At 36.0% G+C, this 14,798-nt stretch carries 14 protein-coding genes; 3 read left to right on the forward strand and 11 right to left on the reverse strand.

Annotation, left to right across the window (positions count from 1 at the left end; all coding sequences use genetic code 11):
• Nucleotides 1–122: 122 nt before the first annotated feature.
• From ACFRAE_RS02160 to gyrB, 4 genes are all read right to left on the reverse strand, one after another.
• Complete coding sequence (locus tag ACFRAE_RS02160) at nucleotides 123–2,021, reverse strand: RecQ family ATP-dependent DNA helicase (protein WP_422795470.1); 1,899 nt, start codon at nucleotides 2,019–2,021, stop codon at nucleotides 123–125.
• Nucleotides 2,022–2,026: 5 nt separating this feature from the next.
• The gene (locus tag ACFRAE_RS02165) at nucleotides 2,027–4,078 is read right to left on the reverse strand and encodes a ComEC/Rec2 family competence protein (protein ID WP_422795471.1); all 2,052 of its coding nucleotides are present in this window, start codon (nucleotides 4,076–4,078) and stop codon (nucleotides 2,027–2,029) included.
• A gap of 2 nt (nucleotides 4,079–4,080) precedes the next feature.
• Nucleotides 4,081–6,114, reverse strand: a complete 2,034-nt coding sequence (locus ACFRAE_RS02170; RefSeq protein ID WP_422795472.1) for a helix-hairpin-helix domain-containing protein — start codon at nucleotides 6,112–6,114, stop codon at nucleotides 4,081–4,083.
• A gap of 194 nt (nucleotides 6,115–6,308) precedes the next feature.
• Nucleotides 6,309–8,267, reverse strand: a complete 1,959-nt coding sequence (gene gyrB, locus ACFRAE_RS02175) for a DNA topoisomerase (ATP-hydrolyzing) subunit B (RefSeq protein ID WP_422795473.1) — start codon at nucleotides 8,265–8,267, stop codon at nucleotides 6,309–6,311.
• A gap of 212 nt (nucleotides 8,268–8,479) precedes the next feature.
• On the opposite strand from gyrB, the gene ACFRAE_RS02180 reads away from it, so the two are divergent.
• Together ACFRAE_RS02180 and ACFRAE_RS02185 are read left to right on the forward strand one after the other, a co-directional pair.
• Nucleotides 8,480–9,082: an OmpH family outer membrane protein gene (locus tag ACFRAE_RS02180; RefSeq protein ID WP_422795474.1), complete on the forward strand. Its 603-nt coding sequence runs from the start codon at nucleotides 8,480–8,482 to the stop codon at nucleotides 9,080–9,082.
• Between the two features lie 162 nt (nucleotides 9,083–9,244).
• Nucleotides 9,245–10,150 (forward strand): CorA family divalent cation transporter, encoded by a 906-nt coding sequence (locus ACFRAE_RS02185; RefSeq protein WP_422795475.1) that lies wholly within the window; start codon nucleotides 9,245–9,247, stop codon nucleotides 10,148–10,150.
• On the opposite strand, the gene tsaB is transcribed toward ACFRAE_RS02185, so the two are convergent.
• The 5 genes from tsaB to mscL form a co-directional block, all read right to left on the reverse strand.
• On the reverse strand, nucleotides 10,145–10,852 hold the full coding sequence (tsaB, locus tag ACFRAE_RS02190) for a tRNA (adenosine(37)-N6)-threonylcarbamoyltransferase complex dimerization subunit type 1 TsaB (protein ID WP_422795476.1): 708 nt from the start codon (nucleotides 10,850–10,852) through the stop codon (nucleotides 10,145–10,147). The genes ACFRAE_RS02185 and tsaB overlap by 6 nt on opposite strands.
• Before the next feature lie 3 nt (nucleotides 10,853–10,855).
• Complete coding sequence (yidD, locus tag ACFRAE_RS02195) at nucleotides 10,856–11,110, reverse strand: membrane protein insertion efficiency factor YidD (protein WP_422795477.1); 255 nt, start codon at nucleotides 11,108–11,110, stop codon at nucleotides 10,856–10,858.
• The gene (gene rnpA / locus ACFRAE_RS02200) at nucleotides 11,073–11,480 is read right to left on the reverse strand and encodes a ribonuclease P protein component (RefSeq protein ID WP_422795478.1); all 408 of its coding nucleotides are present in this window, start codon (nucleotides 11,478–11,480) and stop codon (nucleotides 11,073–11,075) included. Before rnpA ends, yidD begins: the two co-directional genes overlap by 38 nt.
• Before the next feature lie 60 nt (nucleotides 11,481–11,540).
• Nucleotides 11,541–11,699: a 50S ribosomal protein L34 gene (gene rpmH / locus ACFRAE_RS02205; protein ID WP_086947645.1), complete on the reverse strand. Its 159-nt coding sequence runs from the start codon at nucleotides 11,697–11,699 to the stop codon at nucleotides 11,541–11,543.
• Nucleotides 11,700–11,871: 172 nt separating this feature from the next.
• Entirely contained in the window at nucleotides 11,872–12,279 is a 408-nt protein-coding gene (gene mscL, locus ACFRAE_RS02210) for a large-conductance mechanosensitive channel protein MscL (RefSeq protein ID WP_422795479.1), read from the reverse strand.
• Between the two features lie 293 nt (nucleotides 12,280–12,572).
• Here mscL and ACFRAE_RS02215 point away from each other — a divergent pair, with 293 nt between their 5' ends.
• Entirely contained in the window at nucleotides 12,573–13,217 is a 645-nt protein-coding gene (locus ACFRAE_RS02215; protein WP_422795480.1) for a response regulator, read from the forward strand.
• A gap of 34 nt (nucleotides 13,218–13,251) precedes the next feature.
• On the opposite strand, the gene ACFRAE_RS02220 is transcribed toward ACFRAE_RS02215, so the two are convergent.
• Complete coding sequence (locus tag ACFRAE_RS02220) at nucleotides 13,252–14,385, reverse strand: sugar phosphate isomerase/epimerase family protein (RefSeq protein WP_422795481.1); 1,134 nt, start codon at nucleotides 14,383–14,385, stop codon at nucleotides 13,252–13,254.
• A gap of 140 nt (nucleotides 14,386–14,525) precedes the next feature.
• Nucleotides 14,526–14,711 (reverse strand): histone H1, encoded by a 186-nt coding sequence (locus ACFRAE_RS02225; RefSeq protein ID WP_422795482.1) that lies wholly within the window; start codon nucleotides 14,709–14,711, stop codon nucleotides 14,526–14,528.
• Nucleotides 14,712–14,798: the final 87 nt, after the last annotated feature.

Here is a 14,798-nt window from a genome sequence, read left to right on the forward strand (position 1 = left end):
CGCTAATTAAAAATAGTGTATTTTACTCAATATTAATAATTTACCAACTAAAAACAGTATTTACTAGTTGGCAGCTAAGGTAAAATTAGATGCATTCCTATGATTACTTGGACTAAAAATAGTTAGAATGCTTTCCAAGAGTATAAATCATTATCGACTAAGATTTTTTCTTGATCTATTAACGTTCTGAGGACTTTTAAACGTAAACTTTCCTTTCCTACAGTGGCTGACTCTATTAAATTATGTAAAGACAAAGGCCTTTCAATCAGCAAATTTTTGAATTGCTCTTCAATTACTTTAGCTTGATTAGTTTGATGTACCCTAACCAAACATAAATCACATGCAGCACAAGGTTCATCAGTTTCTTCTCCAAAATAGCGCTGTAAAGCAATACTCCTACAGGTTTTCTGATCTAAATAACCGTATATAGCTTTTACTTGTTCCTGCTTTAATTGCCTTCTGCTGGCTATGAATTGGGCATCAATGTGTAAATGTTTATAATCTACTCTTGACGCTAAGAATTGCAATTGAGGAGAATCTTTTTTTGCGATATAGGTAGCTAATTCAAGCTGTTGTAATTTTTGGAGAATTTGTACAATTTCATCATAGGACTTGCCTAATTTCTTCGCTATTTCAAATTCATTAATAGGAACAAAAAAATCAAATACTCCCCCATAAAATCTAAGGATAGCCTTAATAATGGGATCATAAATTGCACTTTGAACTTGAAGTTTGTATAACTCTTGATAATCTACCTCAAATTTAAATCGTGCTGGGATGTATACCGCTTCTGTCAATGTGATCCAACCATCCCCTTCCAAAAACTTTAACGCAGCAAGAGTTTTTAAAACTTCCAATTTATACCTCTTCGAAAAATCCAGCACATCAAAATCAAAGGTCATATTTTTACCAGCTCCAAAAGCGATTTGAAAATAATTACAAAGCTGATGATACACTTGTTGTATAAATGAAATTTCCGGAAAATTTAATTCAATATTTTCCCATAGGCCATCGCGATCCGATTGATTATATAAGAGAACTGGATAGGCCTTCTTACCGTCCCTTCCTGCCCTTCCAGCTTCCTGATAATAAGCCTCTAAAGAGTCCGGAATATCCAGGTGAATTACAAATCGAACATCTGCCTTATCAATCCCCATTCCAAATGCATTTGTGGCGACAATGATTCTAGTTTTCCCTGCAGTCCATGCCTCTTGCTTTTTCATTCGAATAGCCAAATCTAAACCTGCATGGTAATAATCTGCGGAAACACCATGATTGAAAAGATATTGGGCGACCTCTTGCGTTTCTCGTCGGTTACGAACATAAATGATGCCTGTGCCGCCCATTTTCTGAACGATACGCATCATTCTACCCATCTTATCCTCTTCCTCAAAGATCATATATCCTAAGTTATCTCGCTTGAAACTTTTAGAAAGAACATGCTGCTCTTTAAATCCCAACTTTTCTTGAATATCTTCCACAACCAAAGGCGTAGCCGTAGCTGTTAATGCTAGAAAAGTTGTTTGAGCTTGTAAGTCCCTAAGTTTAACCAATTCTAAATATGGCGGTCTAAAGTCATAACCCCATTGAGAAATACAATGCGCTTCATCGATCGCAAATAAATTAACCTTCATATGCCTGATGCGTTCTTGTACTAAATCAGAATATAATCGTTCTGGGGATAAATAGAGAAACTTTATTTGACCAAATATGCAATTATCTAAAGCGATATCAACCTCCCGGGGAGACATGCCCGAAAAGATGGCGATAGCAGGAATATTCCTTTTACGCAAGTTTTCAACCTGATCCTTCATCAAGGCAATCAAAGGTGTTATGACGATACAAATCCCTTCCTTTAATAGGGCGGGTACTTGAAAGCATATGGATTTACCACCACCTGTTGGCAACAAAGCAAGGGTATCTTTTCCTAATAATACATCATGAATAATTTCTTCTTGTAAAGGACGAAATTTATCATAACCCCAATATTGTTTTAAAATTGATAATGCCGTTTGTTCCATGATAACTACCTATCCCAAACATACGCAAAATTATCCTTCAATAGGTAATAGGGTTGCTTTATGGAATCCATTTTCAATTTAAGTTGGACTAGGTATTCATCATGGTTTGAACCATCAAGAATACATATTTTTGAATATGGTATGGAATCCAACTCGCTATTATTGCGAATCAATAAGACATCAACCTCTGGAATCCTTTGACAAGTTTGGTTCAGTATAAACAATTTTAAAGAAGATCCAAAAGTCAACAATTCATTAACATTTTGATTCCGACTTAATTTGATCAATTGATTATCCTTCCAAGGTTTAAACTGTTGATATCGATTTAAATGAGGCATTACTGCATACTGAAGTTGATTATGCTGAAGGGAATCAAAAGTTGATACCAATAAGACTTCCCCTTGATGGATATATGAAATTGCAATATCCTTTTTCACTTGGTAAAAAATCAATCCTTTATACACGGCATCTTGATAAATACCAAAACAGAACAAGACGATCAAAAAAAGCATGAACATTTGGGCCAGTAGAAATAAATATTTATACCTTAACGCATATGAAAAGAAAAATGCCAACAAGGCACCATAGCTTATTATCATCATGGAAAAGCTAAAATGAATACCTTCAAAACTTGAAAATGGAAGTCCTTCTATAAATTTTAACAGCATATGAATTTCTTCTATCAACTGAGTCATGCAAGTTGCAAGTATTTCATTTAAAACCTGAAATGGAGAAAGCATAAGAATTAAACTAAGGTATAAAATCACTGCTGATGGAATTGCCATCAAGATATTTGCAGCGAGAAAATAAAGCGGAAACTGATGGAAATAATATAAGGTTAAAGGGCTGCAGATGAGTTGAGCTGCAATAGCACTGTAAATTAAATTCAGTAGTGATTTTTTCCATTTTTTAGAAGAGTAGCCTATTTTTTGAAAAATGGGAACAAAAAGCATGATTCCCAAAATCGCTAAATAGGATAATTGAAAACCTATATCATAACGCATATCTGGATCTATGATTAATAAAATCCAAGCAGAGGCAAATAGCAGGTTAAACGAGATAATGGATTGATGTTTCCAATACCCATATAACAACAAGCTATACATCACCGTAGCCCTCAAAACTGCAGGTGAAAACCCACAGATCATTGCATAAAACCAAATGAATAGCATAGTCAATAAAAACCTCATATTTCGACCATGATTAAGGTAATCGATTGGTTTTAAAAGAAATGTTAATACTAAGTACAATAAGCCTATATGCATGCCAGACACGCTCAATACATGGATCGTACCCGTATTAATATAGGTTTTCAAAAGTTGCTTTGAAAAATCTGTCCTTAAACCAATACTAATGGCAGCGATGACTTGAAATACCTCTTCCTCTTGAAAAAATTTTTTATACTTTTCCGCCAGTATTTGTTGAATATGCTGACCTGTATTATAAATAGACCATGAAGTAGACTTCCTTAATAAACGGAGCTCTTTAGCCGAACCTTGGACTTGAAACCTAATCGATTTCCCTTTTAAATAATTTGCATAATCAAATTCCTGGGGATTTAAAGGCCCTTGTACTGGCGTCAATAGTCCTTCAAATTGAATAAGATCTCCGCTTGAATAGTCCTGCATATTTTCAGCATCCTTCCAGAACAAGGCCAATGCAGGGATACGAATAGCATGAACCCCTGCATCTTTGATTTGTTTTTTCAATACAACCTCAACCCTAATTTGATGTTGCGTTTCAGAAGCTAAAGAAACAACTTCCGCAATAAACTGCCCTTTGTTAGCTGTTTCATCATATCCCATTGCATAATTTTTGGAACCACACAAGAGGGATAGTCCGAACAATACAAAATAGCAACTAAATGTCAAAACCCTCTTCTCCCCGAATGCTTGCAGCATCAAAAGGATGATTAAGCTAAAAAATCCAGCAACAATAAAATTTATTTGAAGGTTTTGTGTCCAGGGTATTCCTGATCCCAATTCTAAACCTAGCATATAAATCAATAATATGCGCAAAAAAGGCAGGTGCCCAATGGAAAGTTTCCGAACATCCATAACTACCAGGAATATCGAATTTGAAACTTAATTTCTGATTTATTCGGCCCCTTGATAATATCCAGCCCAGAACCTAAGGATTCTTCATTAAAATAATTACTCCAACCAAACTTAGCCCAAAAATCAAGGTTTCTTATTACTTTAAATCGATGATTACTGTAAAGCCTTATTCCCTTTCGATAATATGCGGGAAAAGAAAAGGCATGCAATACATCCCGTTCATAAATATAAATTCTTGAATTATAGTCCGAAGTATCAAAATAGGAAAAACGAATATTGCCATAAAAGCAGTTCCATACATTCTTCCATAAAATATCTTGATAAATTAAATAGCCTTGAGAATCATCTTCAGCATCCTTGGAGAAAAATTTATATTCAAACCCATGAGCAATATGCCAAGTTTCCGTTAATTTAAGTTGATTCATCACTCGAAATTGATGCCTAGTCACCTCCGCCAAACCCTCAGGAATTTGAAGGTTAGACCGGTAATTCTCTTCCATGGATTTAATCTGATATTTCAATTTTAGAATTCCTCTTTTATGCCAGCGATACGTATACTGCGATTGAAATCGCCAACCATAACTCGGTTCCTTTGCACGAAACCTAATTCCCGGAGCGTACATTCTATCTATACTATGACTCCAGGTCATCCATTTGGAAGGATGATAATCAACCACCAAAAACAAGCCGCGTTCATTTCCCAAATTACTTTGTTCTTGAAATGATTGAGCAAAAAATTGCAGGTAGTTTTTCTGGTAATCCCGATAACTCACAGCGATAGAAAACTTCTCTCCCAATCCAGTAATCAAACCGTAATAATGCGCAAATCCAGCTCCCACACTATGTGCGGATTCCCCAAAAATTAAAACCTGCTTCCAGTGGTATTGAAAGTCTAAAGAGAAAGATTCCAATTGATCTCCCTGAAAACGATACCCTAAATTATTGCTGGTATTGGGCCTAATTTCCTTATCAAAAAACAAACTGGACCATCCAGTTCCAAATTTCCAAGAACCTGTCGTAAACAAAAGATGAGTCCCCATAACCCACTGCCCCAAAGCCTTTCTATTCCGTTGTTCACTCGGGGTACGATGCAATCCAGAATAATTGATACTACGCACAAAACCATCCTCATGTTGTTGAACCGTAGCGCTGTATTGATTATACGCCAAAAATGGGGACAGCATCAATTGTCCAAATGTTACGCTGCTGGCAACTCCCCGCATAAACCTACTCTCTGCCATGCCGGTATGCGGGATAATACCATTTGGATGACTGATTACTTGCCCAACACCTTCCCCTGCCGAATATCGATTCCCTGTCCACAACCAAAGGCCTTGTCCAAATTGTAAATTATAATCCCCAACCAGTACTTTGTTTATTCTTTTTCCAGGTCTAACTAAAATGGATCCTGAATAATGATCAAATCCCATTCGTTGTTTATAGGCAAAGAATGGCTCTCCCGCATCTTTCTCCATATTCAAAGACAATTGCATATACTTTTGAATGGACATCCTCAATCGGATGGCTAATCGATCAGGACTACCCAAATATGCAGACCGATGAGGGTCGGTTATTTCATATCCTCTTTGCGATTGTAAAACCCGGCTGTAAGTGCTCATTAAAGAACCATTAATATTGGATTTCCAATTCGTATTCATCAATTTACTGCTGGAAACACCGGTTCCTACCTGTACAAATGGCAGCATCAATTGAATAGTTTCTAACGTAAAACCTGGAATGGCTTGCAATTCCAATGGGGAAAAGAAAGGCCCTGCAAACGATCGATAATCTAGCAACTGTTGAATCTGATAAGGACTAAGAAAAAAAAGATAGGCTAAATTTTCTTCGTTTACCTGGTTTAAATCCAACGGATGAAGGATCAATTCTTTCAATCGTTCAGAATAGAATTCATAACTTTCTTCATCCTTCATAGATGCCAACAATTGAAACGCCAAAACGTCCTCCATATCCTGTTGGGCAAGAATTCTATGGGATGCAAGAAAAAAAACAATAGTCAACCAAAATGAAGCAGACATACCTACAAGACAAAATAATGAGCAAAATCGATCATTAGACTAAAGGTAACTGACTTAAATTTACTTGAAATTAATTATCTTTTAAATTAATAATATTTGACTTAAAAGTTTGGTTTAGCTGAGTGGCCTAAATCGATACAAAAAATAAAGCCGGCTATAAATAGCCGGCTTTACTTTAAATTATATTTCATTGATTAAATATCAATTTTTGCATATCGCGCATTATTCTCAATAAACTCTCGACGTGGAGCAACTTCATCGCCCATTAACATCGAAAATATACGATCACATTCCGCCGCATTGTCTATCGTAACTTGACGTAAGGTACGTCTATTTGGATCCATGGTCGTATCCCACAATTGTTCTGCGTTCATTTCTCCAAGTCCTTTATACCGTTGAACGTGAACGCTATCTTCTTTTCCAGCTCCTCTTAAGCGCTGAATGGCTGATAAACGTTGATCCTCAGTCCAAGCATATTCAAACTCTTTCCCTTTTTTCACCATATATAAAGGAGGCGTAGCAATGTAAACATATCCACGCTCAATTAACTCTTTCATATAACGGAAGTAGAAAGTCAACAATAAGGTAGCGATGTGAGAACCATCCACATCCGCATCCGTCATGATGATGATTTTATGATAACGCAATTTATCTATATTCAAAGCCTTGGAATCCTCAGCAGTACCAATACTAACGCCTAAGGCAGTGAACATATTTTTGATCTCTTCGTTTTCATAGATCTTATGTTCCATCGCTTTTTCAACATTCAATATCTTACCCCTTAAAGGCATAATTGCTTGCGTTTTACGATCACGACCTTGTTTTGCAGTACCCCCTGCAGAATCCCCCTCCACGAAGAATATTTCACATTTTACAGGATCATTATCAGAACAATCGGCTAATTTACCAGGCAAACCAGAGCCACCCATCACCGTTTTACGTTGAACTAACTCTCTAGCTTTACGTGCTGCTGCACGTGCTTGCGCAGCAATTACTACTTTCTGAACGATCTGCTTCGCTTCACGTGGGTTTTCCTCTAAATAGGAGCTTAAGATTTCACCTACCGCTACATCCACAGCACCCATTACTTCAGAGTTACCTAATTTCGTTTTTGTTTGTCCTTCAAACTGCGGTTCAGCAACTTTTACAGATATTACAGCGGTCAATCCTTCACGAAAATCATCTCCTGTAATATCAACTTTCAAATTCTTTAACAAACCCGAGTCATCCGCATACTTTTTAAGGGTACGGGTTAATCCTCGACGAAAACCAGCTACGTGTGAACCACCTTCTATCGTATTAATATTATTGACGTAAGAATGTACATTCTCCGTATAGGTATCATTATATTGTAAGGCCAATTCCACAGGAACCCCTTGTTTTATACCCTCCACATAAATTGGATCTGGTATTATGGATTGTCGGTTACCATCCAAAAACTTAACAAATTCTTGAAGTCCACCCTCAGAGAAGAATACTTGTGATTTAAGCTCACCATTATCCAACACCTCACGCTCATCCACAATAGTCAATGTAATTCCTTTATTTAAGAAAGACAATTCGCGTAAGCGATTGGCCAATGTATCGTAATTATAAACAACGGTTGTGGTGAAAATTTCAGGATCTGGATGAAAGGTTACTATTGTACCCGTAACATCACTTTCGCCAATTTCCTTCACATCAAATCTTGGCTTACCCTTTTCATATTCTTGAACATAAATCTTTCCATCACGATACACTTCAGCACGCAATAGCGTAGATAATGCGTTCACACAGGAAACACCCACACCGTGCAATCCTCCAGAAACTTTATAAGTATCTTTATCAAATTTACCCCCAGCATGGAGCACAGTCATTACTAATTCTAATGCTGATTTATTTTCTTTTTTATTGATACCAGTCGGAATACCGCGACCATTATCTTTTACAGATATGGAGTTATCTGGATGTATAGTGACTAGAATATCGTTACAATAACCCGCAACAGCTTCATCGATGGAGTTATCGACCACTTCATAAACCAGGTGATGTAGGCCTTTAACCCCAGTATCACCTATATACATAGAAGGACGCTTACGTACGGCTTCTAATCCTTCTAAAACCTGAATATTATCGGCAGAATACGTTGATGCTTTTTTATTTTCTTCGCTCATGAAAAACTATTAAAATTACTGTTGATTAACTTTCAAAAATACGAAATTAATGGCTAATTATCAAACTTTAAGATGTCAAATAAACAGCTAAAACACGCATAAAAAATAACCCTATTATTCTGCTATTTTTTCATGTTTTAATCCTGCATTTGTAAAAATTCATTTTATTATCTTAAGTTTGTTGTTTAATAAAAAATGAAAATACGATAAGAATGAATAAATTTTTAAACCTGACTTTAGGAATTGTAGCTACTGCAGCAATGATGTCTTGTAATCAAAAGCCTAGTGCTGAAACTGCGGCCACAACGCCTACTGCTTCTACTGAAGCAACCCCTCAACCAGAAAAAATTGTATATGTAAATTCTGACACCCTTTCAGAGAAATACCAATATTTTAAAGATATCCGTGTTACTCTTGAAGCGAAAGTGAAAAAAGCACAAGCTGACTTACAAGCTAAAGGCCAAGCATACCAAAGAGAATTAGCAGATTACCAACAAAAGGCTGCGACTATGAGTGCAACTGAACGTCAAGCAACTGAAGAAAGATTAGTGAGACATCAAAATGATCTTGGTAAAATGGACCAGAATGCTTCCTCATCTATAGCGCAAGAAGAACAAACTGAAATGACGAAAGTTTATACCGCGATTACGGACTACATGAAAAAACATGCCGAAGAAAAAGGTTATAAAATCGTCTTGACCTATTCTAAAACAAATCCAACTGTACTTTATGCAGATCCTGCTATGGATATCACCAGCACTGTTGTAGATGCGTTAAACAAAGAATACACCGAGAAAAAAGCGGCTAAAAAATAATTAAAATAGTAAATGCCTTTTTAAAAGCGTTGTTTGAAGAAATCAAACAACGCTTTTATTTTTTACGATCAGCAAGGACTTTAACTTTTTAAGTCGATAAAATTGAATATCGTTTTGAATGTTGATAAAATCTATTTAATTTCCTATTTGTAATAACAACTTATGATAACTCAAATCAATAGTAAAGAAGAGCATGGTTATGATTGGTATGATATCTTTAATCCAAGCATGGAGGATTTTGAAACCCTTAAGGACAAATTCAAACTGCATGATGCATCCATCAAAGATTGCTTAGAAATAGGTCATTTGCCAAAAATTGAAGAATTTGAGAATTATCACTTTTTGATTATTCGCTCCATTGCTGAAAAATTCCCTGAAAACTCCGATACGCTCACAGACTTAACCAACAGAATTTCCATTTTTTACAATGAAGATTTTATCATTACGGTCCATCGGCATCAACTCTCTTTGCTTTCTGAACTCATCAACCTAGATAAAACAAACAAACGATTAAAATCTAGCAAAAGTCTCGTAAACTCCCTGGTATCTTCTTCAATAAAAACCTTTGAGAAGCTCATTATTGAAGATTTATCGCTGAAATTAGATGATTATGAGGAAATCGTATTTTTACATAGTCGAAGGAAACCATTTCTCCAAAAATTATATTACCTCAAAAGGCAGATTGATCTTATCCGAATCATTATAACACTTTATAAAGACATTGTAGATTATTTTCATATGCCGGAGTATAAAAACATCTATACCCAAGATCTACGCGATATTTACTCCAGGACAAACACTTTGTATAGAAACACTGGAGAAAATACCGCCCAATTACTTTCCTTATATTTCAATATTGAGTCGAACCATACAAACGAAATCATGCGTATTTTGACCATTATTTCTGTATTCTTCATGCCTTTAACCTTTATTGTAGGCGTATATGGCATGAATTTCAAAAACATGCCTGAATTAGAATGGTATTATGGTTACCCTTTTCTAATGGTCGTGATGATCTTAATTTCTTTTATCATTTTCATCTGGTTTAAAAGAAAACGATGGTTATAACAAGATTTTCTTAGGCTGAGTGGCAATAAAATCTTTCAAGTAATAAGGTTCAAAATAAGCGATATCTTCAAACTGTTTAGCCTGATAGCAGGCATAAGCCATTTCCATCTGGTACGATGCTAAACTTTCAAATTGAGGTATAATTTGAATTTGCTTATTGTTTTCAAATAGCGGGATAAATTTATCTGCCCCAGACCCAAATAACACGGGCTTCCATCCCTGATCTGTGTAAGATGTAAACGTATCTGCATCTACAATTAATGCATGTGTTTCTTTTATTAAACCAAGTTCTCCATGCTGCATAAGGGTATAAACTTCTTGTCTTCTCGCATCAATCATCGGACAATACAAAAGGTTTGTATCATCATTCGGATTATTCGACCGGTAACCCCCTAACATTGCCGATAAACTATTGATCCCTATTAATGGAATATCCAATGCGTAACATAATCCCTTTGCCGCTGATACTCCAATTCTTAATCCGGTATAAGAACCAGGACCTTTACTTACGGCAATGGCACTTAGTTGATTAAACGAGACTTCCGTTTCATCAAGTAATCGCTGCATGCATAGGGTCAACTCATTTGCATGCATATTTTCAGCAGATGCGCGAACGGTATGTATTAGCTGTTGCTCCGAGAATAAAGAAACAGAACACACAGGAGTAGCAGTTTCTATCGATAAAATATAAGTAGTAGACATAAATTAAGGTACTGGATCATGACCATGACCACCCCAAGGATTACAACGAACAATTCGCTTAAGCGTTAACCACCCCCCTCGAAATGGACCATGTTTTAAAATTGCTTCTTTCCCATATTGAGAACATGTTGGTGTATACCTACAATTGGCCCCCAACAATGGAGATATAAATAGTTGATAAAACCGAATAATAAGAAGGAAAACCCACTTAATAGGTAATTTAATCCCCTTTTCCCAAATTAGATTTATCCAATTCATTTGCTAATTTATCTAATAGCTTATGCATCTTTTCTCGAAGTTCCTCATAGGGAAGAACCTCTTTCCCGATGTATTGCATAGCTAATAACAAAGGTAAGGATTGATCCGCCAAAAAATCATATAGCTTGTGTTTTTCTAAACGATAGCATTCGCGCATCAGACGCTTTATCCGATTACGAGCTACTGCACGTTTAAATCTACGCTTTGAAACTGAAATGATGGCTTGAATTGCTCCTGTCGATTCCTGGGAGGAAACAGTATATACAATCCTAAAAGGATACACAACAAAAGAAGAACCATTAAGGAAAAGGTAGTCTATGCTCCTTTTACTGCATAATCGTTCTTCTTTAGTAAATGTATTTTTTTTCATCTCGATGACCATTAATCCGGCTATATTAGCGCGGTCTTCCTATCACCGGCGAATTTAAAATTAACCTTTGTGACGGTATTCGTCAGAAACTGAAAGGCGTTTTCTACCTTTAGCTCTACGAGAAGCTAATACTCTTCTACCATTAGCTGAGCTCATACGCTCTCTAAAACCGTGCTTATTTCTTCTTTTTCTTTGTGAAGGCTGAAATGTTCTCTTCATGACGCTTGTATGCTTGTTTTAATACGTTTATTCAATATCTGTCCCTAAACAGGAATGCAAAAATAAAGTTTATTTCACAATTCCGCAACACTATATTGGATTTAAATTTAAAAAGCAAGTAAATCCAAGCCATTAATCTTGGTTTACTTGCTTCAAAGCTTGAATATCAAGCTTATTTATTCTTTAAAATATCTCTGATTTCCGTCAACAATGCTTCTTCCTTAGTTGGAGCCGGAGCCACCTCAGGTTCCGCAGGCTTCTCTCTCTTCATCGAGTTCAACCCTTTGATCACCATAAAAATACAGAATGCAACAATGATAAATTGGATTAATACATTGATGAAATTACCATAGTTTACCGCTACCTCTGTGACGCCAGCAGCTTCATTAGCTTCCTTTAATACATATTTCAATGCAGAAAAGTCGACCCCTCCAGTGACAAATCCAATTGGAGGCATAATAATATCATCCACTAATGAGGTCACAATTTTACCAAATGCCCCTCCAATTACCACACCGACTGCTAAATCAATGACGCTACCGCGCATTGCAAATTCTTTAAACTCTTTTAAAAATCCCATTTCCTATATTGAATTAATTGTGAATAAAATAGCTAATTGCAACTATTAAAATATAAAATTTTAACAAAAAAAATGCTTTAATACCGTAAAATAAAATTATTTTAAAAATAAATATTACTTTAGAATTTTAATTAGCTTACTAATATCAAAAAAAAATTAAAACCATTCGAATATGACTAAATTTATTATATTTGAAGAAACTAATTAACTGCTAAAAACAATTTTTCAGCCGCTAAAACTTATTACACTTCTTACTTGAAAATATATTTAGCTAGTAATGCGACAATCAACATATGAAAAAAATTCTAATAGCTGACGACCACATTATTGTACGCTTAGGAGTTTCGACAGCAATTAAAGAAACCATTAAATCTGTCGAAATCACCCACGCTCAAACTTATGACGAAGTTTTTGAGCAACTTAAAAACAATAGATACGATCTTTTACTTTTGGACATCAACATGCCAGGAGGAAACAATATAAAGGTGATTAAAGAATTATTAGAAATTCAACCTGATTTAAAGATTTTAGTTTTTTCTTCTTATGATGAAAGCCTCTATGCCTTAAGGTATATTGAAGCTGGAGCTGCTGGATACGTCAATAAAACCACCAGCATGACTGAGTTCACCAATGCCATCAATACCATATTCGAAAGAGGAAGGTATATGTCTGATGCCATAAAAGACCTTTACGTTCAAAAGTTAACAACAAGCAAATCTAAAGTAGACAGTTTAAACCCTTTGTTTAAATTATCTAACCGCGAAATGGACGTTGCTAGGCATCTGATCGAAGGATTAGGTATCATTGAAGTGTCTAGCCGTTTAAACCTCAGCTCTTCAACTGTGAGTACTTATAAAAGCAGAATATTTGAAAAACTAGGGGTTACCAATATTCCAGATTTAATATCCCTGTTTAAAATGAATACCGAAAAGGAATAAGTTTAACTTATTCCTTTTTTTTATCCTTATACAACTAAAATTCGGACATGGTGCGCACAGGAATATCTGCGCGATTAATTTCCTTCAGCGCTTTTTGTTCAGTATATTGATACCCCTCTTCCCCTAATTCCCAGAGCAATGGTGCTAAGAAATTTATACAGGCCTTAGCCCCTTGATTGATCGCCGCCATATTATGCGTATCCTTGGAATTCTTAGCCTCATTCTCAATTTCAAATACACCCGCAAATCCTCGCTTATGGAGAACGTTCACAAAACTGCTCCAGTCCATATGGTCTGTTCCGCCAAAACCCGGCAGCATGGCTGTATAATGGTGTCTATCCCAATCATGCTGCGGAATACTTACCCCAGCGATCGCTGCCAAGTCCTCATCGAGCATTTGCATCGGATACATCCCTCCCCACTCGGTCAATGATTTCCCATGATTCATTCGAGTGGTCTTGACATGAATGCGTTTTAATCGATCAATATCCATTAATTGAATTACGTCCACAGGATTGGTATTTTGCCATATATCATGCGAAGGATCATAAATTTCCCCATGAGCAGGACTAGGGATCATCGCATACATTATTTTGCGTGCAGCCAACACCCCAGGCAAATTATTATAGGTCGTCGAATACCTCGCTGAACGCCAACCTTCCATCGGACAATTCTCATACACAAGGGTTACCCCTAAGTCTTCCGCATACTTTACAATCGGAGAAAAAACACGCTTATACTTGTCTAAATTCTTCTGAAAGCCATCAATCTCATTACCAAGTTCATGATTATAGCCTACAAAAGTTCCAACTTTAACATCATTTTCATCCCCGCCTAGTAAATAAGCTATGCGAATCAATTTTAACAAATGATTTTGATTCTTTAATTGCTCGTCTTCAGGACCACCAATCATATTTTCAAATGCTCCTAGCGATAAACGAAGACCAGCCTCATTAAACTTTGACAAGGTGACTTTCGCTTGTTCCAAGGCAAAGCCCTCATAGTCTAGGTGGGTCGCTGTATGATCCACACGAGATCCATCTTTTCGAAAGACACATAGATCGATCCCTTGAGCTCCACTTTCACGCGCACTTTGCAACAATTCATCTTGTGTCAGTTGGTTGTATGCCGAACTCATCAACCAGATCGGATTTTGTATTTTATTCATTCAATTTTTTATAATTTCTGATTTAAACAAAAATAACCAGTATTAACCTAAGTAGGAAAAGATTAACAAGCCTAATTTACAGCTAGCATTACAGAAAAAAAGCCCATGAATGGGCTTTATTGTACATAGTATAAAAAATACTATTTCTTATTTTTCAACTCTTGGATTCCCAATCGCAACGATTGCGACAAATTTTTAATGTCTTGCAATCCTTTCCTGATTCGCGTACCTGCAGTACTATTTCCTTTGCTGTAAAATTTATCCGCATCACCCTCCAAACCGTCTATTAGAGACTTCAATTCTTTAAACTTATCAATACTTGCCATAACTTTAAGATTTATTTATTAATTTATAGTAACTACCTTAAAATTAATATCTTTTTTGATATTTAAAAATAAAAAACAAAAAAGGGC

The sequence above is a fragment of the Sphingobacterium sp. HJSM2_6 genome, from assembly GCF_049316305.1.
Lineage (GTDB): Bacteria > Bacteroidota > Bacteroidia > Sphingobacteriales > Sphingobacteriaceae > Sphingobacterium.

Excerpts from the sequence above, each read along its gene's own strand:
- ACFRAE_RS02160 (WP_422795470.1), bottom strand. The coding sequence starts at position 2,021 with ATGGAACAAACGGCATTATCAATTTTAAAACAATATTGGGGTTATGAT.
- ACFRAE_RS02165 (WP_422795471.1), bottom strand. The coding sequence starts at position 4,078 with ATGGATGTTCGGAAACTTTCCATTGGGCACCTGCCTTTTTTGCGCATA.
- ACFRAE_RS02170 (WP_422795472.1), bottom strand. The coding sequence starts at position 6,114 with ATGTCTGCTTCATTTTGGTTGACTATTGTTTTTTTTCTTGCATCCCAT.
- gyrB (WP_422795473.1), bottom strand. The coding sequence starts at position 8,267 with ATGAGCGAAGAAAATAAAAAAGCATCAACGTATTCTGCCGATAATATT.
- ACFRAE_RS02180 (WP_422795474.1), top strand. The coding sequence starts at position 8,480 with ATGAATAAATTTTTAAACCTGACTTTAGGAATTGTAGCTACTGCAGCA.
- ACFRAE_RS02185 (WP_422795475.1), top strand. The coding sequence starts at position 9,245 with ATGATAACTCAAATCAATAGTAAAGAAGAGCATGGTTATGATTGGTAT.
- tsaB (WP_422795476.1), bottom strand. The coding sequence starts at position 10,852 with ATGTCTACTACTTATATTTTATCGATAGAAACTGCTACTCCTGTGTGT.
- yidD (WP_422795477.1), bottom strand. The coding sequence starts at position 11,110 with ATGAATTGGATAAATCTAATTTGGGAAAAGGGGATTAAATTACCTATT.
- rnpA (WP_422795478.1), bottom strand. The coding sequence starts at position 11,480 with ATGAAAAAAAATACATTTACTAAAGAAGAACGATTATGCAGTAAAAGG.
- rpmH (WP_086947645.1), bottom strand. The coding sequence starts at position 11,699 with ATGAAGAGAACATTTCAGCCTTCACAAAGAAAAAGAAGAAATAAGCAC.
- mscL (WP_422795479.1), bottom strand. The coding sequence starts at position 12,279 with ATGGGATTTTTAAAAGAGTTTAAAGAATTTGCAATGCGCGGTAGCGTC.
- ACFRAE_RS02215 (WP_422795480.1), top strand. The coding sequence starts at position 12,573 with ATGAAAAAAATTCTAATAGCTGACGACCACATTATTGTACGCTTAGGA.
- ACFRAE_RS02220 (WP_422795481.1), bottom strand. The coding sequence starts at position 14,385 with ATGAATAAAATACAAAATCCGATCTGGTTGATGAGTTCGGCATACAAC.
- ACFRAE_RS02225 (WP_422795482.1), bottom strand. The coding sequence starts at position 14,711 with ATGGCAAGTATTGATAAGTTTAAAGAATTGAAGTCTCTAATAGACGGT.